At 66.3% G+C, this 23,339-nt stretch carries 20 protein-coding genes and 1 pseudogene; 18 read left to right on the plus strand and 3 right to left on the minus strand.

Annotated elements, in window-relative coordinates; all coding sequences use genetic code 11:
* Window positions 1–22: 22 nt before the first annotated feature.
* From rplB to FBY28_RS18420, 12 genes and pseudogenes are all read left to right on the plus strand, one after another.
* Window positions 23–859, plus strand: a complete 837-nt coding sequence (rplB, locus tag FBY28_RS18365) for a 50S ribosomal protein L2 (protein WP_019514047.1) — start codon at window positions 23–25, stop codon at window positions 857–859.
* A 12-nt stretch (window positions 860–871) separates the two neighbouring features.
* Window positions 872–1,153, plus strand: a complete 282-nt coding sequence (gene rpsS / locus FBY28_RS18370; protein WP_019514048.1) for a 30S ribosomal protein S19 — start codon at window positions 872–874, stop codon at window positions 1,151–1,153.
* Window positions 1,153–1,512: pseudogene (gene rplV / locus FBY28_RS18375) on the plus strand (50S ribosomal protein L22); the annotation flags it as partial. The gene rpsS and the pseudogene rplV, both read left to right, overlap by 1 nt.
* A gap of 101 nt (window positions 1,513–1,613) precedes the next feature.
* On the plus strand, window positions 1,614–2,447 hold the full coding sequence (gene rpsC / locus FBY28_RS18380) for a 30S ribosomal protein S3 (RefSeq protein WP_019514050.1): 834 nt from the start codon (window positions 1,614–1,616) through the stop codon (window positions 2,445–2,447).
* A gap of 1 nt (window position 2,448) precedes the next feature.
* Window positions 2,449–2,865, plus strand: a complete 417-nt coding sequence (gene rplP, locus FBY28_RS18385) for a 50S ribosomal protein L16 (RefSeq protein ID WP_019514051.1) — start codon at window positions 2,449–2,451, stop codon at window positions 2,863–2,865.
* Window positions 2,865–3,098 carry a 50S ribosomal protein L29 gene (rpmC, locus tag FBY28_RS18390; RefSeq protein ID WP_023985334.1) on the plus strand — a complete coding sequence of 78 codons (234 nt, stop codon included), beginning with the start codon at window positions 2,865–2,867 and terminating at the stop codon, window positions 3,096–3,098. The genes rplP and rpmC overlap by 1 nt, the downstream gene beginning before the upstream one ends.
* Window positions 3,099–3,101: 3 nt before the next feature.
* Entirely contained in the window at window positions 3,102–3,398 is a 297-nt protein-coding gene (gene rpsQ, locus FBY28_RS18395; protein ID WP_019514053.1) for a 30S ribosomal protein S17, read from the plus strand.
* Window positions 3,399–3,753: 355 nt separating this feature from the next.
* Entirely contained in the window at window positions 3,754–5,271 is a 1,518-nt protein-coding gene (locus FBY28_RS18400) for a hypothetical protein (protein WP_141868815.1), read from the plus strand.
* Between the two features lie 56 nt (window positions 5,272–5,327).
* Entirely contained in the window at window positions 5,328–7,337 is a 2,010-nt protein-coding gene (locus tag FBY28_RS18405) for a hypothetical protein (protein WP_216847804.1), read from the plus strand.
* Window positions 7,338–7,374: 37 nt separating this feature from the next.
* Window positions 7,375–8,868: a glycosyltransferase gene (locus FBY28_RS18410; protein ID WP_141868816.1), complete on the plus strand. Its 1,494-nt coding sequence runs from the start codon at window positions 7,375–7,377 to the stop codon at window positions 8,866–8,868.
* Window positions 8,865–10,526 (plus strand): glycosyltransferase family protein, encoded by a 1,662-nt coding sequence (locus FBY28_RS18415; protein ID WP_141868817.1) that lies wholly within the window; start codon window positions 8,865–8,867, stop codon window positions 10,524–10,526. Before FBY28_RS18410 ends, FBY28_RS18415 begins: the two co-directional genes overlap by 4 nt.
* Window positions 10,527–10,595: 69 nt before the next feature.
* A complete protein-coding gene (locus tag FBY28_RS18420; protein ID WP_141868818.1) occupies window positions 10,596–12,947 on the plus strand; it encodes an arylsulfatase in 2,352 nt (783 codons plus the stop codon).
* Window positions 12,948–13,031: 84 nt separating this feature from the next.
* Here the strand turns inward: FBY28_RS18420 and FBY28_RS18425 are convergent, their stop codons facing one another.
* Window positions 13,032–13,697 carry a YoaK family protein gene (locus tag FBY28_RS18425; RefSeq protein WP_286178234.1) on the minus strand — a complete coding sequence of 222 codons (666 nt, stop codon included), beginning with the start codon at window positions 13,695–13,697 and terminating at the stop codon, window positions 13,032–13,034.
* Between the two features lie 2 nt (window positions 13,698–13,699).
* Complete coding sequence (locus tag FBY28_RS18430) at window positions 13,700–15,250, minus strand: hypothetical protein (RefSeq protein WP_141868820.1); 1,551 nt, start codon at window positions 15,248–15,250, stop codon at window positions 13,700–13,702.
* A gap of 334 nt (window positions 15,251–15,584) precedes the next feature.
* On the opposite strand from FBY28_RS18430, the gene FBY28_RS18435 reads away from it, so the two are divergent.
* Window positions 15,585–16,979: an MFS transporter gene (locus tag FBY28_RS18435; protein ID WP_141868821.1), complete on the plus strand. Its 1,395-nt coding sequence runs from the start codon at window positions 15,585–15,587 to the stop codon at window positions 16,977–16,979.
* 2 nt (window positions 16,980–16,981) lie between these two features.
* Here the strand turns inward: FBY28_RS18435 and FBY28_RS18440 are convergent, their stop codons facing one another.
* Entirely contained in the window at window positions 16,982–18,652 is a 1,671-nt protein-coding gene (locus FBY28_RS18440; protein ID WP_216847805.1) for a helix-turn-helix domain-containing protein, read from the minus strand.
* A gap of 209 nt (window positions 18,653–18,861) precedes the next feature.
* On the opposite strand from FBY28_RS18440, the gene FBY28_RS18445 reads away from it, so the two are divergent.
* From FBY28_RS18445 to FBY28_RS18465, 5 genes are all read left to right on the plus strand, one after another.
* Window positions 18,862–19,314 carry a GlcG/HbpS family heme-binding protein gene (locus FBY28_RS18445; protein WP_019514065.1) on the plus strand — a complete coding sequence of 151 codons (453 nt, stop codon included), beginning with the start codon at window positions 18,862–18,864 and terminating at the stop codon, window positions 19,312–19,314.
* A gap of 198 nt (window positions 19,315–19,512) precedes the next feature.
* Window positions 19,513–20,232, plus strand: a complete 720-nt coding sequence (locus tag FBY28_RS18450; RefSeq protein WP_141868822.1) for an iron-containing redox enzyme family protein — start codon at window positions 19,513–19,515, stop codon at window positions 20,230–20,232.
* 62 nt (window positions 20,233–20,294) lie between these two features.
* On the plus strand, window positions 20,295–20,642 hold the full coding sequence (locus FBY28_RS18455; protein ID WP_141868823.1) for a Rieske (2Fe-2S) protein: 348 nt from the start codon (window positions 20,295–20,297) through the stop codon (window positions 20,640–20,642).
* On the plus strand, window positions 20,639–21,883 hold the full coding sequence (locus FBY28_RS18460; RefSeq protein ID WP_141868824.1) for an NAD(P)/FAD-dependent oxidoreductase: 1,245 nt from the start codon (window positions 20,639–20,641) through the stop codon (window positions 21,881–21,883). The genes FBY28_RS18455 and FBY28_RS18460 overlap by 4 nt, the downstream gene beginning before the upstream one ends.
* Complete coding sequence (locus FBY28_RS18465; RefSeq protein WP_141868825.1) at window positions 21,880–23,334, plus strand: aldehyde dehydrogenase family protein; 1,455 nt, start codon at window positions 21,880–21,882, stop codon at window positions 23,332–23,334. Before FBY28_RS18460 ends, FBY28_RS18465 begins: the two co-directional genes overlap by 4 nt.
* Window positions 23,335–23,339 lie beyond the last annotated feature (5 nt).

Consider the following 23,339-nt stretch of genomic DNA (forward strand, 5'->3'; position numbering starts at 1 on the left):
AGAGAGACTCAGGAACTTAGAAATGGCAATTCGCAAGTACAAGCCGACGACCCCGGGTCGTCGCGGTTCGAGCGTCTCCGATTTCGCCGAGATCACTCGTTCGACTCCGGAGAAGTCGCTGGTCCGTCCGCTGCACAGCACGGGTGGGCGTAACGCGCACGGCCGCATCACCACTCGTCACAAGGGTGGCGGCCACAAGCGCGCCTACCGGCTGATCGACTTCCGTCGTCACGACAAAGACGGTGTCAATGCCAAGGTCGCGCACATCGAGTACGACCCCAACCGCACCGCGAACATCGCGCTGCTGCACTACTTGGACGGCGAGAAGCGCTACATCATCGCCCCCAAGGACCTGAAGCAGGGCGACGTCATCGAGCAGGGGCCGAACGCCGATATCAAGCCAGGCAACAACCTGCCGCTGCGCAACATCCCGGCCGGTACGGTCATCCACGCCGTGGAGCTGCGGCCCGGCGGCGGCGCCAAGCTGGCCCGCTCCGCCGGTGTCAGCATCCAGCTGCTCGGTAAGGAAGGCAGCTACGCATCGCTGCGTATGCCCTCCGGCGAGATCCGCCGCGTCGACGTCCGCTGCCGCGCCACCGTCGGCGAGGTCGGCAACGCCGAACAGGCCAACATCAACTGGGGCAAGGCCGGTCGTATGCGGTGGAAGGGCAAGCGCCCCACCGTCCGTGGTGTCGTCATGAACCCGGTCGACCACCCGCACGGCGGTGGTGAGGGTAAGACCTCCGGTGGCCGCCACCCGGTGAGCCCCTGGGGTAAACCCGAGGGCCGCACCCGCAAGCCCAACAAGGCGAGCGACAAGCTCATCGTCCGTCGCCGGCGCACCGGCAAGAAGCGCTAGGAGTAAATAGCGATGCCACGCAGCCTCAAGAAGGGCCCGTTCGTCGACGACCACCTTCTCAAGAAGGTCGACGTCCAGAACGAGAAGAACAGCAAGCAGGTCATCAAGACCTGGTCGCGCCGGTCCACCATCATCCCGGACTTCATCGGTCACACCTTCGCCGTCCACGACGGTCGCAAGCATGTGCCGGTGTTCGTCACCGAGTCGATGGTCGGGCACAAGCTGGGCGAGTTCGCCCCCACCCGCACGTTCAAGGGTCACATCAAGGATGACCGGAAGGCGAAGCGCCGGTAATGACTACTGCAATTGAGTATCCGTCCGCGAAGGCGGTGGCACGCTTCGTGCCGTTCTCGCCGACCAAGGCTCGCCGGGTCATCGACCTGGTCCGCGGCAAGTCCGTGGCCGAGGCGCTCGACATCCTGCGGTGGGCACCGCAGGACGCCAGCACCACGGTGGCCAAGGTGATCGCCAGCGCAGCTGCCAACGCGCAGAACAACGACGGCCTGGACCCGTCGACCCTCGTGGTCGCGACGATCTTCGCCGACGGCGGTCCGACCGCCAAGCGCATCCGTCCGCGCGCCCAGGGGCGTGCCTTCCGGATCCGCAAGCGCTCCAGCCACATCACCGTGATCGTGGAAAGCCGTCCGCCCAAGCAGAAGGGTGGCGCGTCGACATCGACCGCGCGTACCCGTCGTGCGCAGGGCAGTAAGGCTGCTGCTGCGAAGGCCACCGATTCGAAGGAGGGCTCGGAGTAGTGGGCCAGAAGATCAACCCGCACGGCTTCCGGCTCGGTATCACCACCGATTGGAAGTCCCGCTGGTACGCCGACAAGCAGTACGCGGACTACGTCAAGGAAGACGTCGCCATCCGCCGCCTGCTGGCCACCGGTCTTGAGCGCGCCGGCATCGCCGACGTGGAGATCGAACGCACCCGCGACCGCGTCCGCGTGGACATCCACACCGCGCGTCCGGGCATCGTGATCGGTCGCCGCGGCACCGAGGCCGACCGCATCCGCACCGACCTGGAGAAGCTGACCGGCAAGCAGGTCCAGCTCAACATCCTCGAGGTCAAGCAGCCCGAGGCCGTCGCCCAGCTGGTCGCTCAGGGTGTCGCCGAGCAGCTGTCCAACCGTGTGGCGTTCCGTCGCGCGATGCGCAAGGCCATCCAGTCGGCCATGCGGCAGCCCAACGTCAAGGGCATCCGGGTGCAGTGCTCGGGTCGCCTCGGCGGTGCTGAGATGAGCCGCTCGGAGTTCTACCGCGAGGGTCGAGTCCCGCTGCACACGCTGCGCGCCGATATCGACTACGGCCTCTATGAGGCGAAGACCACCTTCGGCCGGATCGGCGTGAAGGTCTGGATCTACAAGGGCGACATCGTCGGTGGTAAGCGTGAGCTGACCGCCGCGGCGCCGGCCGCTGACCGTCCGCGTCGTGATCGTCCGTCGGGCACCCGTCCGCGCCGCAGTGGCGCGTCGGGCACCACCGCGACGAGCACCGAGGCCGGCCGGGCCGCAAGCGATGACACGGCGGGCACCCCGGCAGCAGCCGAGGCGCCCGCAGAAACCACCCCAGAAAATTCAGGGAGCTGACATGCTTATCCCCCGCAGGGTCAAGCACCGCAAGCAGCATCACCCCAAGCAGCGCGGCACCGCCAGCGGCGGCACCTCGGTGAGCTTCGGTGACTACGGCATCCAGGCTCTGGAGCACGCCTACATCACCAACCGGCAGATCGAGTCCGCTCGTATCGCCATCAACCGGCACATCAAGCGTGGCGGCAAGGTCTGGATCAACATCTTCCCGGACCGCCCGCTGACCAAGAAGCCCGCCGAGACCCGCATGGGATCGGGTAAGGGTTCGCCGGAGTGGTGGGTCGCCAACGTCAAGCCGGGTCGCGTGCTCTTCGAGTTGAGCTACCCCGACGAGAAGATCGCCAGGGACGCGCTGACCCGCGCGATCCACAAGCTGCCGATCAAGGCACGCATCGTGACCCGAGAGGAGCAGTTCTGATGGCAGTAGGAGTTTCGCCGGGCGAACTGCGTGAGCTCACCGAGGAGGAGCTCACCACGCGCCTGCGTGAGTCGAAGGAAGAGCTGTTCAACCTGCGCTTCCAGATGGCCACCGGCCAGCTGACCAACAACCGTCGGCTGCGCGTGGTGCGCCAGGAGATTGCACGGGTCTACACCGTGCTGCGTGAACGTGAACTGGGTCTGGCTTCCGGACCTGTTGGTGAGGATTCGTAAGACATGGCAGACACTAAAGGCCCCAACCACACGCCGGCCACCGAGACGCCGCGTGGCCGTCGCAAGACCGCGATCGGCTACGTGGTGAGCGACAAGATGGAGAAGACCATCGTCGTCGAGCTCGAGTCGCGCAAGAGCCACCCGCTCTACGGCAAGATCATCCGGACCACGAGCAAGGTGAAGGCCCACGACGAGAACGGCGACGCCGGCATCGGTGACCGCGTCTCGCTGATGGAGACCCGCCCGCTCTCGGCGACCAAGCGCTGGCGCCTGGTCGAGGTCCTCGAGAAGGCCAAGTAACCTCGACGCCAACGCTTTTGGCATCCAGATCCCCGGTACCGCTATGCGGTGCCGGGGATCTTTGCGTTCGCGTGGTCGTTCGATATGCGGCGTGTCGGATGTGGTTTGCCGGAGGGGTGTTTATTGGGGTTTTCCCTTTGTGGGGGTCGGTAACTGCGCGTGGAAGCACTTTGCTACATCTGCACGTCGACGTCATGTTGTTGTGAGTTCAACGAAATCGGTGTCTGCCGTGGCCATCTGACCTAGCATCGCGCTCATGACGTGCAGTTTTGAGGTGGCCGATGGGTCGATGCGGCGGTGTCGCCGCAGCGACGAAAAGGCCATTATGCGCACGTCCTCGCCGGGCTGACCGGCTGTGGACACCGCGTCCGCGTCCGCGGAAGTTCCCGCGCCCGAACGCAAGCCGTTCCTGGAGCGCTACTACGATCTGCATCCGGCCTTGCGGGTGACGCTGCGCTGGGCGCTGATCCTCGTATTGTTCGTCCTGGCGTTCCACGACTCGATGATCAGCCTGGCGCGCACGTCAGCTGCGGGTGGTCTGGGCGGCTATATGTGGACGGTACCGGTCATCGCCACGCTGGTGGCCATCGCCGTCGCCCGCCGGCACCGCACCGAACTACCGATCCACGATCGCCAGACCGACATCATCACCGGTGGCATGGCACTTGTGCTGGCGGTCGTCATCGAGTCTCAACTGCTCGACCGTTATGCGCTGTACTTCCATCTGCTGCGCCTCGATGTCGTCGCGGGCTGGCTGTTCCTATCCGGTTCGTGCGTGGTGCTTTTCGGTCTGCGACCGGTCACCCGGTTCGCCTGGGTGTGGGCCATCCTGTTGATGGCGTTGCCGTTGCCGTACTACATCGTCGTGGTGCTGCTTGGCGGCGGTCCCTTCGCGGCAGGTGCGGCGAGCCTCCTCGTCGCAGCCACCGGCACCGGCGTCGCGGTGGGCCGGACCTGGCGGCGCGGCGTGATCGGGTCGTTGCGGGCCTGGGCGGTCGGCTTCACGGTGCTCATCACCATCAAGATGGCTTTCCCGGACGCGCCGCTGATGGTGTACCAGCAAGTACCCGCGGTGACCGCCATCTGCGTGGTGGGGTCCCTGATGTTCCTGCAGGCCCGCCGCGGTGCGCCGAAGAAGATCCTCGACCGCAAGGTCGAACCACTGGCCTCCCGGCAGGTCTGGGCGGGCGTCCCGTTGGTGGTGGTGACGGCGGTGGCACTGGCGCTGTGCCAGCTGCCCAGCGGGACCTCGACATCGCCGGTCAGCGTCGCTGCACCGGGCCGGCTGGAGCCGGGCCGGGGGATGGTGGCGCCCTACGGGTGGACGGTCACCGAACAGCAGGAGTTCCTAGATGTCGACCGGCTCTACGGGGACGGCGCGCGGCTGGTGCGCCAGTATCTCGTCGCAGATGCCGGTACGGCCCGCTGGGACGTGCGGTCTCGACCGCGAACCTTGGTGGTGGACAGCACAGTGACGCGACGCCCGTTCAGTCTCGACGTCTATCCGGGGCGGGTGCTGTACGGGTTGACCAGCGCGCGCATCAGCGAGCCGCGATACTTCGACCTCGGGCACGGGGTACAGGGCCGGCTGGTCTCGGTCGTCGACGATGACCTTCTGGTGACCTGGAACTCCATCCAATTCGCCTGGGGCGACAAAAATCTCGCGCAGCGCGTCGCGGTGTTCGCGGTGGATAATCACGATGCGGACGCGCCCTTCCCGACACCTTCGACCAGCGTGGCGTCCAATATGGGGACGCTGTTCACCCTGCTGTTCCGTGGTAACGGCGTCCTGGACCAGCGCACGCCCGTCTTCAAGGACGAGGACATGCTGCTGAGCTTCACGAGGTCGCTGGTGACGGCGCAATTCCCATGACCAGACCCGACGATTCTCGGGTGTCCGACAGATATCCACGCATGATGGGGAGTTCGATGAGTTCAACAGGGGCCGACGCCGCGGCCGGCCACGGTGTTCGTGGGATTCCGCGCCTTCTGGCGATGACCGCCGCCGTCCTGCTCGCCGGCGGGCTGGCCTTACCGGCGATCGCATCGGCCGAACCCGAGCCCGGACCCGATGCCCAGACATCGCTGGCGAACTCACCCTCGCTGAGCCTGCGCGTACTCGGTGGTGATCCCACCATCACCCTGTACGGCGCCGAAGGCATGCAGACGGTGTCGATCCCGGTGCAGGCCGGGCTGCTACCCACCGAACTGAACGTGACCGCGCGCCTACCGGTCAACGCGCTCGGCGGCACCATCGAGGTCGTCCAGGACGACCGCGTCGTCTCGCGGGTGCCGCTACCCGCCGATGACGGCCGGTTCGCCATCCCGCTGATCGGTGCCCGGGTCGTCGACAGCGCGGTGACCGTGCAACTACACAGTTTCCTCACCCTGCCGGAAGGCAATTGCGTCTTCGAGGCCGACAATCCGCTGCGCCTGGGCGACGCGGAAGTCCGGTATGCCGGCCAAGAGGTGGCGCCGGTCGCGGTGGCGGACTTCCTGCCACCGATACTGCGCAAACTGACGATCTTCGTTCCGCGCGAGCCGTCTTCGGCCGAATCCGATGCGGCGCTCAAACTTGCCACCGCCACCGTCGCCCGGTACGGCACCCAGCGCATCGAGGTCGAGCTCGTGGAGAACGACGGCGCCGCGGTGCCCGCGCCCCAGCCCCTTGAGCGTCAGATCATCGTGCGCGAGGGTGGCGAGGCGCGGCTCGCGCTGACCGGGACCAACGCGGTGCGCGCGCTGTCGGTCTCGGGTAGCGCCGGCGATCTGGCCAACCAGACCCGGTTGTTGTCCAGCGACCTGGCCCGGCTGGCCGTCCAGTCCGCCGCGGTCGTCGGCCCGCTCTCCGCCGCACCCGTCCTGCCCAGCGACCACACCACCATCCGAGGGCTCGGCCAGCCCGGCGTCAACGCCACCGCGTTGGTCAACCCCAAGGTGACCATCCCGCTGGACCAGACCCGGCTGGGCCGCGCGGTCCAGGATGTGCGGGTGCATCTGCAGGGCTCCTACACCCCGCTCCCGTCGGGTCTGGCCGGCCAGGTCGTCGTCAGTGTGCGCGGAGAGGTGCTCGACCGGTGGCCGACCGAGTCCGCCGGTGCGATCGATCGCTGGGTGAGCGTGCCCAACCGGCTGCTGGAGCGGTACACGAACCTGGACGTGGAGGTGAACGCCGCGGGCAACACCGGCCGGTGCGGTGAGTTCCAGCCCATCACGTTGACCATCGACGGTGAGAGCGCGGTGGAGAGTGCGCCCGCCGATCCGCCCACGCCGCTGGGATTCCAGTCGCTGCCACAGGCGCTGATGCCGCGCATCGAGATCGGTATCGGCGACGGATCCTCGGTGGAGTTCGCCGACCTGCGGCGGGCGGTGTCGATCCTGACCGGTCTGCAGCGGCTCAGCGGGTTGCCGTTCGACACCGCGGTGGTATCGACCGATGCCGCCATCGCGTCGGCGAACCCGGCGGTCGTGGTGAGCGCCGACGGGTGGGATGCCGCCAACGTGACCTTGCCCGTCGCCGTGAGTTCCGATGGTGTGATCACCGTCGAGAACGTCGACGGCACAGGGAAATCCACCACCCTTGCGCTCGACCCCCAGGTCGGGTTCGGTTCGCTGCAGGCTCTCTACAGCGGGGGACGGACGCTGCTGGTCGCCACATCATCGGATGCACCCGGAGAGCTGGATCGGCTGTTGCAGTGGCTGGATACCGACGTCATGCGCTGGTCCGGGGTGCGTGGCAATGCCCTGATCGCGGTGCCCGGCCGGGATGTCATCCAACTGACCACACCCGAGTCCGCACAGCCGGACGCTGCGGCGAGCGCCGATCACGGCTCGCGGTACCTGCTTGCGGGCGCGGCCGCGACGGCGGTGGTGGTGATCGGGGCGGCGTTGCTGTTGTTACGTGCGCGCCGATCCCGGGGCGCCGCGGACCCGTCGTGACGATGTGGCCACGGCCGGACGATCTCGGGACCCGGCCATGAGGGTACGGGAGCTCCTCGACGCGCAGACCGTGACCGAGGAGCAGCGCCAGTACGCGCTGGACACGGCGATCAACGGCCTGCGCGATGACGACCCGCGCGCATCGGCGTCCAAACCGTTGCTCGGTTGGCAGAAGCCGGTGCTCCTCACCCTGCTCGCCCTCGTTGTGGCACTGGCCATCTGGCAGCCGATGAAGACCACCATCGTGCTGATCGGATTGTGCACGGCCGCCTACCTGGTGACGCTGGGCGACCGGGTGCTGATCTTCCGACGGGGTTTGGCGTCACGCCCCATCGCGGTTCCCGACGATGTCGCCCGCGCCATCCCCGACAGCGAGCTGCCGCGCTACACCATCCTGGTGCCCGCCTACAACGAGCCGGAGGTGGTCGCCGACCTGATCGGGGCGATGGATGCGCTGGAGTACCCGCGGGACAAGTTGCAGGTGCTGCTGCTGTTGGAGGCCGACGATCAGGTGACCATCGATGCCGCCGAGGCATGCGGCGAATCGGAGATCATCACCATCCTTCTCGTTCCCCCGGCCGACCCGCGGACCAAGCCGAAGGCGTGCAATTACGGCCTGCATTTCGCCACCGGGGATATCGTCACCATCTTCGACGCCGAAGACCTGCCGGAACCGCTGCAGTTGCGCAGGGTCGTCGCGGCGTTCCGCGATCTGCCCGACGACGTGGCCTGCATACAGGCCAAGTTGGTCTATCACAACGGGCACCAGAATCTGCTCACCGCGTGGTTCACCGCCGAGTACGGTCTCTGGTTCGGTTATCTGCTGCCCGGCATGATGGTCAGCACCTCACCGATACCGTTGGGCGGCACCTCCAATCATCTGCGCCGCGACGTGCTGGTCGATATCGGGGCATGGGATCCCTTCAACGTCACTGAGGATGCCGATCTGGGATTGCGCATCGCGGCGCACGGGATGCGCACCGCGGTCATCGACTCCTACACGCTGGAGGAGGCCAACAGTGACCCGATCAACTGGATCCGGCAGCGGTCCCGTTGGTACAAGGGCTATCTGCAGACCTGGCTGGTGCACATCCGCAGACCGGTGCAGCTGTACCGCACGCTGGGACTGCGCGCCTTCATCCGGTTCACGCTGGTGCTCGCGGGCACACCGGTCATCGCGGTGCTCAACCTGTTGTTCTGGTTCATCACGGCGTTGTGGTTCCTCGGGCAGCCCGCGGTGGTCGGCAGTGTCTTCCCTCCGCTGATCTACTTTCCGGCGCTCGTCGCCATGATCATCGGCAACTTCACCGTGATGTACATGAACATGATCGCGCTGCGCGAGGACGATCGCGCCGACCTGCTGCACGCGGCGCTCACGGTGCCGATCTTCTGGGTGATGATGAGTATCGCCGCCGCCAAGGGCTGCTATCAGATGATCCGGCAACCGTCGTTCTGGGAGAAGACCTTCCACGGACTTGCCGAGAAGCCCGACGAGAAGACCGCCCACGAAAAGGTGGTCGGGTCGGCGTGACGAACCGTCGGCTGAAATTCGCCATCTTCGCCTTGACCGGGATCGTGTATCTCGGAGTCGGCTGGTGGCTGCAGATCCGGCACGGCTACATCATGGGCGACACGTTGTCCCGGGTGGCATCGACACAGGCGGTGTTGTTCAGCCGCGATCCGCACCTGGCGGCCATCGGGTTCATCTTCACCCCGGTGGCGGCGATGGTGCAGATCCCGGCCATGCTCTTCAGCGACGTCTGGACCGAGCTCGCCGAACACGCGTACTCCGGCACCCTGATGTCGAGCGTGTTCATGGCGGGAGCGGCGGTACAGGTCTTCAGCATGGGCGCCGATCGCAATCTGCCGCGGTGGTATTCGCTGACGATCACCGCGCTGTTCGCCCTCAACCCGATGATCGTGTTCTACGGATCCAACGGGATGAGCGAGGCGCCGTTCATCTTCTTCATGACCTGGGCGGTGCGCCGGCTCATCATGTGGATGGTCGACGACGACGTGCACCATCTGGTCACCGCGGGCGGTGTCGCGATGGGGTTGGCCTATCTGACGCGCTACGACGTGTTGGCATCGATCGGTGCGGCCGGCGTGATCGTCGGTGCCACGACCTATCTGCGGGCTCGGACGTCACCGCGGGTGCGGCGGGCCGTGCTGGACGCGTTGATCGTCAGCGGACCCGGCGTGGCGGCATTCCTGGGTTGGGCCGCGGCGGGCTGGTTGATCACCGGGGAAGCGTTCGCCCAATTCACCTCGCAGTACGGCAACACCGCGATCCTGGAACAGTCCGGCCAGACCGCGCCGAACTTCGCCGAGGGCCTCGGATTCGCCGCAGTATGCGTCATGCTGCTCGCCCCGACGCTGATTCCGCTGCTGCTGTGGGCGACGATGCAACGTTGGGGCACACCACGATGGACGATGCTGGTGGTGCCGCTGGGGATGTTCGGCGCGGTGTTGGGATTCCAAGCCTTCAGTTATGCGAACGGATCGACGTTCCCGTTCCTGCGCTTCTTCATCATCGCGATCCCGATGGCGGCGACGCTGGCCCTGCTCGGCGTGCCCGATGGCGCGCTCGTACCGCCGAAGCGACGTGGGCGCTACGCCCCGCACCCTGCGTCCATTGCGGTCACCCGCCGTCGGTCTCCGGCAGTGTATGTCGCGGTCGCCGCAACGCTGGCCGTCGGCATCCCGGTCACGGTCGTCGGGATGGGTCAAGCGGAGTACGCGCCGCAGGAATACGGTCTCGGGGCTGTGCTGAACCCCCAACCCGACGATGTCAGCGCGCACAAGGCCGTCGAGCGCCGCATCGCCCGAACCTTCCGCACCGAGCGGCGGATCGCCGAACACCTGGATTCCCTCGGCTTGCCCGACAGCTCGGTCATCACCGATACCGTCTACGGATTCGGCGTGCTGGCCGCCACCGACCGGCCCAAGGTTTTCGTCATCCCGTCCGACCCGGATTTCACCGAACTGCTCAACGATCCGTCCGGGCGCGGCATCAAGTATCTGTTGACGGTGCCACCGATCGGCCGAGGTGCCTCGGATGCGCTCAATCTGCGGTATCCGACGCTGTATGACACCGGTGCGGAAGTGGCCACACTGGAGCTGGAGATTCCCAATGACGGCGACGGGCAGCCCGATTGGCGGCTGTACCGGGTGAACGAACCGGCCTGAGACCGATTGCGGCGCGGTGCGTGCGGCGCGGGTGTACTCTCCGGTCGATGCCGATCCCCAGGAGGGCCGATGACCGCTGAATTCAAGGGCAAGATCGCACTCGACATTCGCGATTCGGAACCGGACTGGGGCCCCTACGCCGCGCCCACCGCACCGGAGGATGCGCCCAACGTCCTGTATCTGGTCTGGGACGATATCGGTATCGCGACGTGGGATTGTTTCGGCGGTCTTGTCGAGATGCCCGCCATGAGCCGGATCGCGGACAAGGGCGTGCGGTTGTCGCAGTTCCACACGACGGCATTGTGTTCGCCGACGCGCGCCGCACTTCTCACCGGTCGCAATGCGACCACGGTCGGCATGGCCACCATCGAGGAGTTCACCGACGGATTCCCCAATTGCAACGGCCGCATCCCCCGCGACACCGCGTTGTTGTCGGAGGTGCTGGCCGAACACGGTTACAACACCTACGCCGTCGGCAAATGGCATCTGACACCGTTGGAAGAATCCAACCTGGCCGCCACCAAACGGCATTGGCCGCTGGGGCGCGGTTTCGAACGCTTTTACGGGTTCATGGGCGGCGAGACCGACCAGTGGTATCCGGATCTGGTGTACGACAACCACCCGGTCACACCGCCGGCCACCCCGGAGCAGGGTTATCACCTGTCGAAGGATCTGGCGGACAAGACCATCGAGTTCATCAGGGACTCCAAGGCCATCGCCCCGGACAAGCCGTGGTTCACCTATCTGTGCCCCGGCGCGGGGCACGCACCGCACCATGTGTTCCAGGAGTGGGCGGACAGGTACGCGGGCACCTTCGACATGGGGTACGAGAAGTACCGGGATATCGTGCTGGCCAACCAGAAGCGGCTCGGCATCGTTCCGCCGGACACCGAGCTTTCGCCGATGAATCCCTACCTCGATGTCACCGGACCCGGGGGAGAGGCCTGGCCGGCGCAGGACACGGTGCGCCCGTGGGACAGCCTCGACGACGAGGAGAAGCGGTTGTTCTCCCGGATGGCCGAGGTGTTCGCCGGCTTCCTGTCCTATACGGATGCCCAGATCGGCCGCGTGCTGGACTATCTCGAAGAATCCGGTCAGCTGGACAACACCATCATCGTCGTCATCTCCGACAACGGGGCCAGCGGCGAGGGTGGGCCGAACGGATCGGTCAACGAGGTGAAGTTCTTCAACGGTTATATCGATACCGTGGCCGAAAGCCTGCGCTTCTACGATCAGCTGGGCGGGCCGCAGACCTACAACCATTACCCGATCGGTTGGGCGATGGCCTTCAACACGCCCTACAAGCTGTTCAAACGCTACGCCTCCCACGAAGGCGGTATCGCCGACAGCGCAATCATCTCCTGGCCCAAGGGAATCGACGCACACGGCGCGGTTCGCGATCAGTACATCAACGTCTGTGATGTCACCCCTACCGTCTACGACCTGCTCGGCATTCCCGAACCGTCCGAGGTCGGTGGTATCGCGCAGAAGCCGCTCGACGGTGTGAGTTTCAAGTCCGCTCTTGGTGATCCGGATGCTCTCACCGAGAAACGCACGCAGTTCTACGCGATGTTGGGTACCCGCGGTATCTGGCACGAGGGTTGGTTCGCCAACACCGTGCACGCGGCCTCGCCGGCGGGGTGGGGGCATTTCGACGATGACCGCTGGGAGTTGTTCCACATCGACTCCGATCGCAGCCAGTGCCGTGACCTGGCGGCCGAGAATCCGGAGAAGTTGGCCGAACTGCAGGAGCTGTGGTTCTCCGAGGCAGCGAAGTACAACGGACTGCCGCTGGGCGATCTGAACATCTTCGAGACGTTCGGGCGCTGGCGGCCGCTTCTCGTGGTGGGTCGCACCACGTTTGTCTACTACCCCGACAACGCCGAGGTCGGTCTCGGCGCGGCCGCAGAACTGCGCGGTCAGTCGTTCTCGGTGCTGGCCGAGGTCACCGTCGACACTGCCGACGCGCAAGGAGTGCTCTTCAAGCAGGGTGCCGGTCACGGCGGACATGTGCTCTTCGTCCAGAACGGCCATCTGGAGTACGTCTACAACTTCATGGGCGAGGACGAACAGCGGGTGACCGCGCAGACACCGATCCCGCTGGGCAGTCATGTGTTCGGAGTCCGATACGAGCGGACCGGCACGGTCGAGGGCAGCCACACCCCGGTGGGGCAGGTATCGCTCTACATCGATGACAGCATCGTCGGTCAGGCCGACGGTGTGCGCACCCACCCCGGCAGCTTCGGGCTGTCCGGGGGAGGGATCAAAGTCGGCAGCAATACCGGGCAGGCCGTATCCGGCGCCTACTCGGCACCGTTCGCCTTCACCGGCGGAACGATCGCCAAGGCGGTGGTCGACATTTCGGGTGCTCCCTATCTGGACGCCGAGCGCGAGCTCGCCCGCGCGTTCGCCAGGGACTAGCCGGTGCGCCGGTGCCGACCCTCGCGGTGCCCGACGGGTGGTCGATCCAAGGTGGGGCCGGCGCGCGCCAGAGTCGGCCTCGGTTCAGCGCACCAGCCGCCGGTGTCCGATCAGAGCGACCGCACCGGTCAGCGCTGCCGAGAGGGCGAACGGCGCGGCGATATGCCATCGCAACAGCAGTGCACCTGTCACGGCGCCCGCGAAGATGGTCGCGATTGCCGCGAATCGCCGATTCCACAGCACACCCCGGCCGCGGGTGGTCCACGTCTCACCGGCCAACGACGCCAGCGTCGAGGTCACCACGACAGTCGTCATATCGGCCACCGCGACGGTCCGGGCCACCATCGCCTGCGACCCCATCACCGCGGCCGTGGTGGCGGCCATGACTATCGGCAACACCGGGCCGCTGTGATCGTCCAGTCCGGCCAGCACACTCAGTGCCGCCAAGGTCACCGCTCCGACGGTCAACAGCACGGTGACCCGGTGTTGCCACCCCTTCCGGCCGGCCCTCAAGACCAACCCGGCCAGGAATGCCGCAGCGGTGAAGGCCCCGAGCGCGATGGCCGGGCCCAGGACCGGTAGGTCGTCGGCACCGGCCACACCCATACCGAGGATCACGATGTTGCCGGTCATGTTGCCGGTGAACACCCGATCCAACGCCAGAAAGCCGACGGCATCGACGATCCCGGTTACATACGTCAACACGATCGTCGCGACGAGTGCCAGTCGCGGGCGTGGGTCCGTGCCCACCATCAGAACAGCAGGACGGCCGCGACCGTGCAGAGCACGAGGCCGGACATGACGGGTACGAAGCATTTGCGGGCCAGCGTGAGCACCGGCACCCGGGCGAAGCCTGCCACAGCCACCAGCGACGACCACGCGACCAATGTGCCACCGCCGGACCAGATGTTGCCCATCTGGCCGATGGCGGCCAGCGTGGACGGGTCTATTCCGGCTGCTCCGCCGAGCGCGCCCGACAGCGATCCGGTGAGTGGTAGACCGCTGAAGCCCGACCCCTCGAGTCCGGCGATGACACCCACGAACAGCACGGTGAAGGCAACCAGGAAGGCATTGGGCGCGACATTGGCCAGCGCCGCGTTGATGAGGTCGAACAGCAGTGCCGGACCCTTTGCGTCGGTCGGCATTCCGAGAATCTGGGCCGAGAAGTCACCGTTGCCGATGAAGAAGAAGCCGGCGATGGGTAGCACGATGCCCATCGCCTTGAAGGCGAAGACAAGGCCGTCGACGATGTGCGTCGAGGAGCTTTCGAGAAAGGCGCGTTTGTCGTTGGCGATACAGGCGGCGAACAACAGCATCGCGGCGATGCCGCCGACGATGCCCGCGGCATCACCACCCTGCAGTGGTGGCACGATGGAGGTGAACTTGCCCAGCAACAAGTAGACGATGAACGCCAGGTAAGCCAGTGGGACCAGCAGGGCGAACGCCTTGGCTGACAGTGGCTTGGGGGTGTCGGCAGACTCCGTGGCGACCGGTTCGAGTACCACCGTCGCCGTGGGTGCGGCGGACCTGGTGCCGGTGAATACGGGGGTGCCGTCGGGTTGCGGGCGTCCCGCCGTGCCCCCGTCCGTGTCCTGCTCTGCGGGGCTCACCCCGAGCTTGTCGGCCTTGTTCTCCCAGGCCACCAGCAACTCCGGTGCGGGCCGGCGCCAGGTGCGGCGCTGGGTCAGGTAGGTGATGGCCAGTGCGACGAAACCCACGATGAGCGACAGGACCATCGCCTTGTCGGCGACGGTGTCGGTATCGGCGCCGGCGGCTGTGGCCGAAATGCCGGGCGCCACCTTGATGATGTAATCCGACGACAATGCCATGCCCTGGCCGGCGATCGCGATCACCATGCCGACCGACAACGGGCTCAAGCCGGCTCGGATCGCCACCGGGATGAGCACTGCCCCCACCAGCGGCACGGCAGGCGTCGGCCAGAAGAACAGCGAGATCACATAGGTGACGATCGCCAGTACAACGAAACTACTTGTGCCCGAACGCATCACCCGTCGAAATGGGGTGACCATCAGACGGTCGGCGCCCATCTCGCGCAGCGCCCCCAGCATGGCCGTGACGAAGGCGATGATCAAGAAGATGTTGAACAACTCGTGTGCGGCCACCAGGCTGGCGTTGAATATCGATGCCAACCCGGTCACGATGCTGCCCGAAAACACCCACGCGGTAAGCAAAGTCGCGACCACAGAGGGGACGAGGATGTTCTTGCGCAGTGCCATCGTGAGCAGGATGACGACGATGCCGGCGAGATAGATCCAGTGGGCTGCGCTGAGATGAATGTCCATCGCGGGTCTTTTCACTCACAACTGCTCGTGGGCTGTGCAGTTTGATGGGGGAATGCTCGGCGTGTTATGCGGCTGGGTCAACGAACAGAGTGCACACCGCTGTGCGTCCGCCGCTGTGCAACGTGTTCTGACCTTGTCATCCTGGTGTCGCGGTGTTTCGGCGACGTAAAAATCGGCGCCACACTTCGCGTCGCGGCGCTGGGCGGCGGCGCGGGTGGCCCAGACGCGCCGACGCGCGCACTGTGCACGATGTCCATTTCGGGAGGGCCGGACTGGGCATCGTGACCGCCGGAGGCGGCGCCGGCCGTCGTTCAGGAGTGAGACAGTGGAGGCGATGACTGATACCGATAGCCGCTCGGTCGCCCGACCGCCCGGCCCCGATGCCGGCGGTACACCGCTGGCATTGGCCGCGCTGTTGTCCGGGACCCTGGTCGGCACCGTGAGCAACAACGTCGTCAATGTGCCGATGGCCGCGATCCTGGCAGACTTCGATGCGCCGCTCGGCAGCGGTGTTTTCGTCGTGGTCGGGTTTCTGCTCACCTTCACCGCGACGATGCCACTGGTCGGCTGGATCGGGGACCGATTCGGCCGGCGTCGCGTGTACTGCGCGTCGATGGTCGGCACGGCGATATGCGCCGTCGGTGCCGCGACGGCCCCTTCCCTGGAGCTGCTGATCGTCTGGCGCTGTCTGGGTGGCGCGGCCGCCTCGGCCCTCGGCCCCGCCGTACTCGGATTGCTGACCTGGCTTTTCGCCGGTGAACGGCGCGGGAAGGCGGTCGGGCTGTGGGCGTCGGTCAACGGAATAGGACAAGCGATAGGCCCCACGATGGGCGGGTTCATCGCCGACGGCTGGGGGTGGCGGTGGGTTTTCGTCCCGCTGGTGCCGGTGGCCCTCGCCGGGCTCATCGGGACGCTGCTGCACATCCCGCGGCACCCGGGTACCAGGATGCACTTCGACACTATGGGTGCGCTGGCTCTCACATTCGGAGCCGGACTGCTGATCTTGGGTGTCGCGTTGATCCCGGCACGGGGGATTTCGGTGTTCGTCGGTGCGGCGGTGGGTACCGCCGTGCTGATCCTGGTGTTCTTCGCCTGGCACTGCCTGCGAGTACCAGAGCCATTCGTCGACGTGCGGTTGGTGGCCGAGGCGCGGTTCATGCGCAGCACCCTCGGCGCCTTCGCGTTCATGTTCAGTCTCGGCGCGACGCTGCTGGCAGTCCCGCTGTATGTGGTTGCCCGCGGCTATTCGGGTTCGGTGGCGGGGATGGTCCTGCTGGCGATCCCGGTCTCGATGGTCGTTCTGGGGCCGGTGGTCGGGCGCTACCTGGACCGGCTCGGGGCACGCCGGGTGTTGCGCACCGGACTGAGCTTGCTGATCGTCGGGCAGGTGCTGCTGGCCGCGGCGGTGGCCGCCGATCTGATCGAGAGACCCTATGGACTGCCGGGTTTCGCGGCGATCCTGGTGGTGATCGGTATCGGCACGGCGTTCGTGCAGACGCCGGCGGCCACCGGCGCGACGCGGTCACCGGCCGGCGCGCAGGGCACCGGACTCGGCCTGTTCAACCTGGTGCGGTTCGGCGGGTCGGCGATGGGTGCGGCCTGGGTCGCCATCGCCCTCGGGCTACCGACCGCAACCGGTTTCGCGCTGGCATTCGCGGTGGTGGCGGTGGTGGCGGTGCTCGGACTGCTGGGGTCTTTCGTGGGGGCCGACCCGGTCGAAGAGCGGTAGCTTCAGCGGAAGCTTGCCTCGCGGTCCACGGCGGCGTGCACCTCGGTCAACAGGTCCAGCCGGATGGCCAGCCACACGGTGAATTGATTGTCCGGTAGCCGGATGTCCAAGCCGATCGCTCGAGATACCCGGTCCAGTTTGGTCAGCATCGTGTTGCGGTGCACGTTGAGTGCTCTGGCGGTTGCGTTGACGTTGCCCCCGTTGGCGAGGTACCCGGTCACGAAATCCCGGAGATCCGGAGTGGCACGCAGCGGGCCGAGAATGTCGGTGACCAGCGCGCGGCTCTGCTCGGTCTCGGCGACGTCGGCGAGCACGGTGAAACTGCGCAGGTCCTGGTAGGAGACGGCGCCGGTCAGGTTGAGCCGGCGCGCGATGCCCAGGGCGATGCGCGCCTCGCGGTAACTGCCCGAGACCGCCTGGGCCCCCGGTGCCGGTCTGCTGTAGGACACCGCGACCGCGGCGCCCCGGCGGTTCTCCAACTCCTCGGACATCGCTCCGGCGTAATGTGCCATCTCCTGGCGGCGGGCATCGTCATCCGGCCCGCGCAATGTCCGCACGACCACCAGGACATCGCCGAGAACGGTCACATAGGAACGCACGGCCGGATCCGGTGCCACGTTGGCGGCGTAGCGGGCCAGCCGGACCATGCTTGCGGCCGGATTGTCGACGCCGTGCGGCACCACGCCCGGTGCGACGAAAACCCCGAAGTGTGAGTCGATGTCGATATCGTGGTACTCCGCGCGCGTGCGCATATCGTGCTCGCTGGAGAAGTGTCCGTGCACCAGGGCCTGGACGAAATCCCCACGGGCGCGTTCCTCGGCCTCGTCGATACTGTGCTGACGCAACATCTCCGAGCCGATGATGGCGGTCGCCTGCTCGGTGACGACGATGTGGCGCGCCACGTCGTGACGACCCGGTGCTGGATCGGCGACCAGGATGGCGACCCACCCCTCGAACGCCTTCCCGAGCCGGATCGCTGTGCTGATGGCGGTCCAGGAGGTGCCGGCGGGGTCGTCGAGGTGCTCGATCCGCGTGTCGTGATGTGCGGACAACCTTGCGGCGGTGGGAAGGTCGACGGTCAGTCTCGGTAGGAGCACCGTGTTGAGTGCGGTGGCCGTTTCGGCGCCGAGGCCGTTGACGGCCACGATCTGCCCGCGTGCGTCCAACGCGATCGCCGGGTTACGCGCCAGGTTGGACACTTCGCGAACCAGCATCTGCAGCCCGGCACCGCGATGGAAAAGCCCGGCCAAAGACGCGTGCACATGGGTCGCATAACGCATCACATGCACTTCTTGGCTGAGTGCGCGCTCGGCCAGTAGTCGGTTCAGGGCGGTGAACCCGACCGGGAAGGCCATCTCGACGACCACCAGCCCGACAGGCAGGTTCGCCGGAAAACCCGTCGGTATCGATCCGTCGACCAGCAGCGTGGTGGCGCCCCGTGCGGACAGCGCACCCAACGTGCCGGTATTGCCCAACAACGCCTCTGGGCGAGCGTAGACGGCGACGCCGTCGAGCGTTTCGTGTCCGGACAGAACTTCAGAAAGCGGTAGTACCCAGTGTAATTCGCGATCGAGATGATCATGGCCGGCCACGACGCGGGCGGCGGACATCAACGATTCGTCGAGCATGCCTGCGACCGTCATGCGATCACCCTGGGTGTGCGCTGGTGTCATATCCCTCACCTCGTGTGTGCGACGCGTCTGCCGGGCTGCGGCGGCGTGCACCGCCACGATCACATCGTCGGCCAGCGCAACCCTATGTGCAGTTTGTCCCGAATGTCGGGTGAATGCCGGACATAGTGACCAGCGCATTCGGTGGGCAACGTCGGTAGACATTGACCAGGCGCACAGCCAGCCACCGACGACCACAGGAGTCAGCCGATATGCATCAGGTTTACCGAATCACCCTCGACGACGCCCTGCCGCTGCTCGCCGCCGGCCGGGCCAAGGCCGAAGAGATCGGTGTCAAGCAGACGCTGTGCATCTGCGATGACGGCGGCAATGTGCTTGCACTGCATCGTCTTCCGGGTGCGAGGTTGACCGGTGTGGACATCTCGATCGCCAAGGCCTTCACCGCGGCCGGGCACGAACGGGCCACGCATCTGTTCAACGAGCCGCCGAACGGCCCCGCCCTGCCCGGTAACGAGGCCTTCGGCATCAGTCAGATGCTGCCGGGCAAGTTCGCCGTCTTCGTCGGCGGCTTTCCCTTGGTGTTCGAAGGTCAGATCGTGGGCGGCGTCGGAATCAGCGGTGGCAACGGAGCCCAGGACAAAGCGGTCGGTGGCGCCATCCTTGCCGAGTTCGAGGCGCTGACCGCGGCCGTCGGGTCGCGCTGAGAGTCCTGTGCAGCATGACTCATCACCGACTGCACCGGCGTTGATGTTGTCCATGTCGAAAGACTACGAGCCTGACTAATCTCACTGTTGCAGAGCATATTTCGCAGAAATATTGCGTGTGCAGCCCTGTTCGAACGCGAATCGCCGCACGCCGGTGGCCGTTCGCTCCGTACTCAGCCGAATCGAAAGGATCTCACCATGACCGAACTGTTGGATCGCGCCGCGTTCCGGACCGAACTGGAGAACGCCATCAAGGGGCGCGAGGCGAAGAACGCCTCGTTCTCCAAGGCCTGGGCCGATGGCCAGTTGAAGCGCCATCACTTTGCCCGCTGGGCCGAGAACCACTTCCACTATGTGGGGCCCTTCGCCGATTATCTGGCCAACATCTACTCCAACACTCCCGACGAGTTCACCGGCGCAAAGGATTTCACGCTGCAGAACATGTACGAGGAGGAACTGGCCGATATTCGGCACACCGACCTGCTGATCAAATTCGGCGAGGCATGCGGCACCACCAAGGAACGCATCGAAGACCCGAACAACATGAACGCGATCACGCGGGGTCTGCAGTCCTGGTGCTACGCGGTATCGGCGCGTGAGCACTTCGTGGTGGCCACCGCGGCGCTGGTGGTCGGTCTGGAGTCGCAGGTGCCCAGCATCTACACCAAGCAGATCGTGCCCCTGCGCGAGTTCTACAAGTTCACCGAGGACGAGATCGAGTTCTTCGATCTGCACATCACCTCCGACGTCGTGCACGGTGAGCGTGGTTACCAGATAGTGCTGGACCACGCCGACACCCCGCAGTTGCAGCAGCGTTGTCTCCAGATGGTGCGCTGGGGTGCCGAAATGCGCTTCTCGTACACCAAGGGTCTCTACGACACCTACGTCGCACCCGAACTGGAGCCGGCAGCGGTCTGACCGGTCTCGGCGCGGTCCGCCCCTTGCGCGGGCCGCGCCGAACCGACCGAAAGGGAAAGCACATGTGGACAGCTGTGGCCACCATGAAAGACCTCGGCAGGCGACGCAAGCTGCGGGTCGAGATCGACGGCTTGGCCGTCGCCTTGTTCCAGGCCGACGGTCGGGTGTATGCCTTCGCCGATCTCTGTGTGCACCAAGATCGTTCGCTGTTCAAAGGCACCCTGCTGCACGGCAAGGTGATCTGCCCCGGCCACCAGTGGCAGTTCGATCTGGAGACGGGCTACGAGGCCGACCAGGACCTCTGCCAACCCACCTACCCGGTGCGTGTCGACGACGACGGCACCGTCTACATCGACACGGTGCCCACCCGGCACGCCGAGGCGGGCACCGGAGAGGGAGCCAGGGCATGACACCGCGCACCATCGTCACCGTCGGCGCCGGCCAGACCGCCGCCGTCGCCGCGCGCAATCTGCGCCGACACGGCTTCGACGGCCGGATCCTGCTGATCGGTGACGAGCCGCATCCGCCGTATCAGCGACCGCCGCTGTCCAAGGATTATCTGAACGGTGCCGAGACCGCGGAATCACTGTGGATTCTGCCCGAAAAGTGGCGCGCCACAAATGATGTCGAAGTGCTCACCGACACCACCGTGGCACGTGTCGACCCGGCAACGCGCACCGTGGAATTCACCGGTCGCACCCCGATCGTCGCCGACGCTGTCCTGTTCGCCACCGGCGGCAGTCCGCGGCGACTCACGGTGCCGGGGCCGCGTCCGGACCTCGTGCACTATCTGCGCAGCCTCGACGACGCCACCCGACTGGCGCCGCACCTGCAGCCCGGTTGTCGGCTGGCCGTCATCGGTGCCGGTTTCATCGGACTGGAACTCGCCGCCACGGCCGCGACGGCCGGTGCCGCGGTGACGGTGCTGGAGACCGCGCCGATACCGTTGGCCACGTCGCTCGGTGCCGAGATGGGGATGCTGATCACAGCGCTGCACCGTGACAACGGTGTCGATCTCCGCACCTCGGCGTCGGTCACCGACCTGCGCACCACCGGCGACTCCGTCCTGATCGGCAGCGGCGCGGCGGCCGAGGAATTCGATATCGCGGTGATCGGCATCGGTATCACCCCCAACGTCGCCTCCGCGGCAGCCTCAGGCCTCGACGTCGATGACGGCATCGTCGTCGACGATGCGGGACGCACCGCGATACCCCACGTCTACGCTGCCGGTGATGTGGCGCGCCGCTACTCGGCGCGGGCGGGTCGCCATGTCCGGGTCGAACACTTCGACAATGCCAGTCGGCAGGGGGTGGCGGTGGCCGGCGCGATGCTGGGTCGCGATGCCGTCAACGACGACCCGCACTGGTTCTGGTCGGACCAGTTCGGCCGGAACATCCAGAGCTTGGGCACCATCCGCGGCACCCCGGTACTGCGCGGCGACCGGGACGGCCTGGACTTCACCGCCTTCTACTTCGACGGCCCTGTGCTGTGCGGTGCGCTCAGTATCGAACGGGGCGAGGACATCTCGGTGGCACGCGAACTGCTCGGCAGGCATGTCGAGCCCACGGAACTCGGTGACGAGGATGTCGACCTGTGGGACCTGGCCTACAACGACCAGGAAAACGAAGACAACGCGGAGGTGCCGGCATGATCGAGGGGTTGAACTTCATCGGCGGGACCTGGGTGCCCGCGCATTCCGGGGCAACGTTCACCCGGGCCAACCCGGCCGACCCGACCGATGTCATCGGTACATTCCCGGCATCGGGACCCCACGATGTCCAGCGGGCCGTCGACGGTCTGGTCAAAGCGGCGCCGGACTGGGCCGATACCGCCCCGGAACGCCGTGCTGCGATCCTGGAAGCCGCTGCCGCACAGTTGGAATCGCGCAGCGCCGAGCTGATTGCCGAACTGGTGCGCGAGGAGGGCAAGACCGTCGCCGAGGCCACCATGGAGGTCGGCCGAACCCCGTCGAATCTGCGGTTCTATGCCGCCGAGGCAACCCGCGCGAGCGGAGTCACCCTGCCCGCGGCCGGTGATGCCCTGGTGTACACACTGCGCGAACCGATCGGCATCGTCGGGGCCATCACCCCGTGGAACTTCCCGCTCAACATCCCTTCCCGCAAGCTCGGTCCGGCGCTGGCCGTCGGAGATCCGGTGCTGTTCAAGCCCTCCGAACTGACCCCGCTGATGGGGCAGCGACTGGTCGAAGCACTGTTGGCCGGAGGCCTGCCGCCGGGCGTGATCGCGTTGGTGCAAGGTGACGGCGTCGCCGGAGCCGCCGTCACCGCCGACCCACGAATCGCGGCGATCACGTTCACCGGGTCCACCGACGTCGGTCGAACCATCCACGCCCATATCGGTCCGCACCGTCGCGTGCAGTTGGAGATGGGCGGCAAGAACCCGGTGATCGTCGCGGCGGACGCCGATCCCGAATACGCGGCGGCACTGATCGCCAAAGGGGCCTTCGGACTGTCCGGCCAGGCGTGTACCGGTACCAGCAGGGTGATCGTCACCGACGCCAACCACGATGCGGTGGTCGATGCCCTGGTCGCGAGGGCCGAGGCGGTGAAGGTGGGTCCGGGCGCAGAACCCGGCATCGATATGGGTGCCCTGGCCAGCGCCGCCCAGTATGCGAAGTTCCGGTCCTACCTGCAGGCGGGCGTCGCGGATGGCGCCACCCTGCGCTGCGGTGGTGGATCCGTCACCCCCGGCGGCGCAGCGGGCGGGTATTTCGTCCGTCCCGCGGTCTTCACCGGGGCCACGCCCGGGATGCGCATCGTGGACGAGGAGGTGTTCGGACCGTTGGTGGCCGTGCAGCGCGCGGGCGACATGGACGAGGCGATGGAGCTGGCCAATGCCACCGAATTCGGGCTGTCGGCGGCCATCGTCACCAACGATCTGAGTGTGGCGCAGCGGTTCGCCCGCCGGTCGCGGACCGGTCTGGTGAAGATCAACCAGCCCACCACGGGGATGGCGATGAACGCGCCCTTCGGTGGCTACAAGGCCTCGTCGGCCGGCACCTTCAAGGAACAGGCCGGCGCATCGATGATGGAGTTCTACCTCAATGAGAAGACCGTCTACCTGAACCCCAGCACACCCTAGGACAG

Origin of the sequence: Arthrobacter sp. SLBN-53 (assembly GCF_006715585.1) — a bacterium.
Lineage (GTDB): Bacteria > Actinomycetota > Actinomycetes > Mycobacteriales > Mycobacteriaceae > Mycobacterium > Mycobacterium neoaurum_A.

Excerpts from the sequence above, each read along its gene's own strand:
- rplB (WP_019514047.1), top strand. The coding sequence starts at position 23 with ATGGCAATTCGCAAGTACAAGCCGACGACCCCGGGTCGTCGCGGTTCG.
- FBY28_RS18435 (WP_141868821.1), top strand. The coding sequence starts at position 15,585 with ATGACTGATACCGATAGCCGCTCGGTCGCCCGACCGCCCGGCCCCGAT.
- FBY28_RS18410 (WP_141868816.1), top strand. The coding sequence starts at position 7,375 with ATGAGGGTACGGGAGCTCCTCGACGCGCAGACCGTGACCGAGGAGCAG.
- rplP (WP_019514051.1), top strand. The coding sequence starts at position 2,449 with ATGCTTATCCCCCGCAGGGTCAAGCACCGCAAGCAGCATCACCCCAAG.
- rpmC (WP_023985334.1), top strand. The coding sequence starts at position 2,865 with ATGGCAGTAGGAGTTTCGCCGGGCGAACTGCGTGAGCTCACCGAGGAG.
- FBY28_RS18460 (WP_141868824.1), top strand. The coding sequence starts at position 20,639 with ATGACACCGCGCACCATCGTCACCGTCGGCGCCGGCCAGACCGCCGCC.
- FBY28_RS18405 (WP_216847804.1), top strand. The coding sequence starts at position 5,328 with ATGAGTTCAACAGGGGCCGACGCCGCGGCCGGCCACGGTGTTCGTGGG.
- FBY28_RS18445 (WP_019514065.1), top strand. The coding sequence starts at position 18,862 with ATGCATCAGGTTTACCGAATCACCCTCGACGACGCCCTGCCGCTGCTC.
- FBY28_RS18455 (WP_141868823.1), top strand. The coding sequence starts at position 20,295 with ATGTGGACAGCTGTGGCCACCATGAAAGACCTCGGCAGGCGACGCAAG.
- FBY28_RS18420 (WP_141868818.1), top strand. The coding sequence starts at position 10,596 with ATGACCGCTGAATTCAAGGGCAAGATCGCACTCGACATTCGCGATTCG.
- FBY28_RS18430 (WP_141868820.1), bottom strand. The coding sequence starts at position 15,250 with ATGGACATTCATCTCAGCGCAGCCCACTGGATCTATCTCGCCGGCATC.
- FBY28_RS18465 (WP_141868825.1), top strand. The coding sequence starts at position 21,880 with ATGATCGAGGGGTTGAACTTCATCGGCGGGACCTGGGTGCCCGCGCAT.
- rpsQ (WP_019514053.1), top strand. The coding sequence starts at position 3,102 with ATGGCAGACACTAAAGGCCCCAACCACACGCCGGCCACCGAGACGCCG.
- FBY28_RS18440 (WP_216847805.1), bottom strand. The coding sequence starts at position 18,652 with ATGACACCAGCGCACACCCAGGGTGATCGCATGACGGTCGCAGGCATG.
- rpsS (WP_019514048.1), top strand. The coding sequence starts at position 872 with ATGCCACGCAGCCTCAAGAAGGGCCCGTTCGTCGACGACCACCTTCTC.
- FBY28_RS18450 (WP_141868822.1), top strand. The coding sequence starts at position 19,513 with ATGACCGAACTGTTGGATCGCGCCGCGTTCCGGACCGAACTGGAGAAC.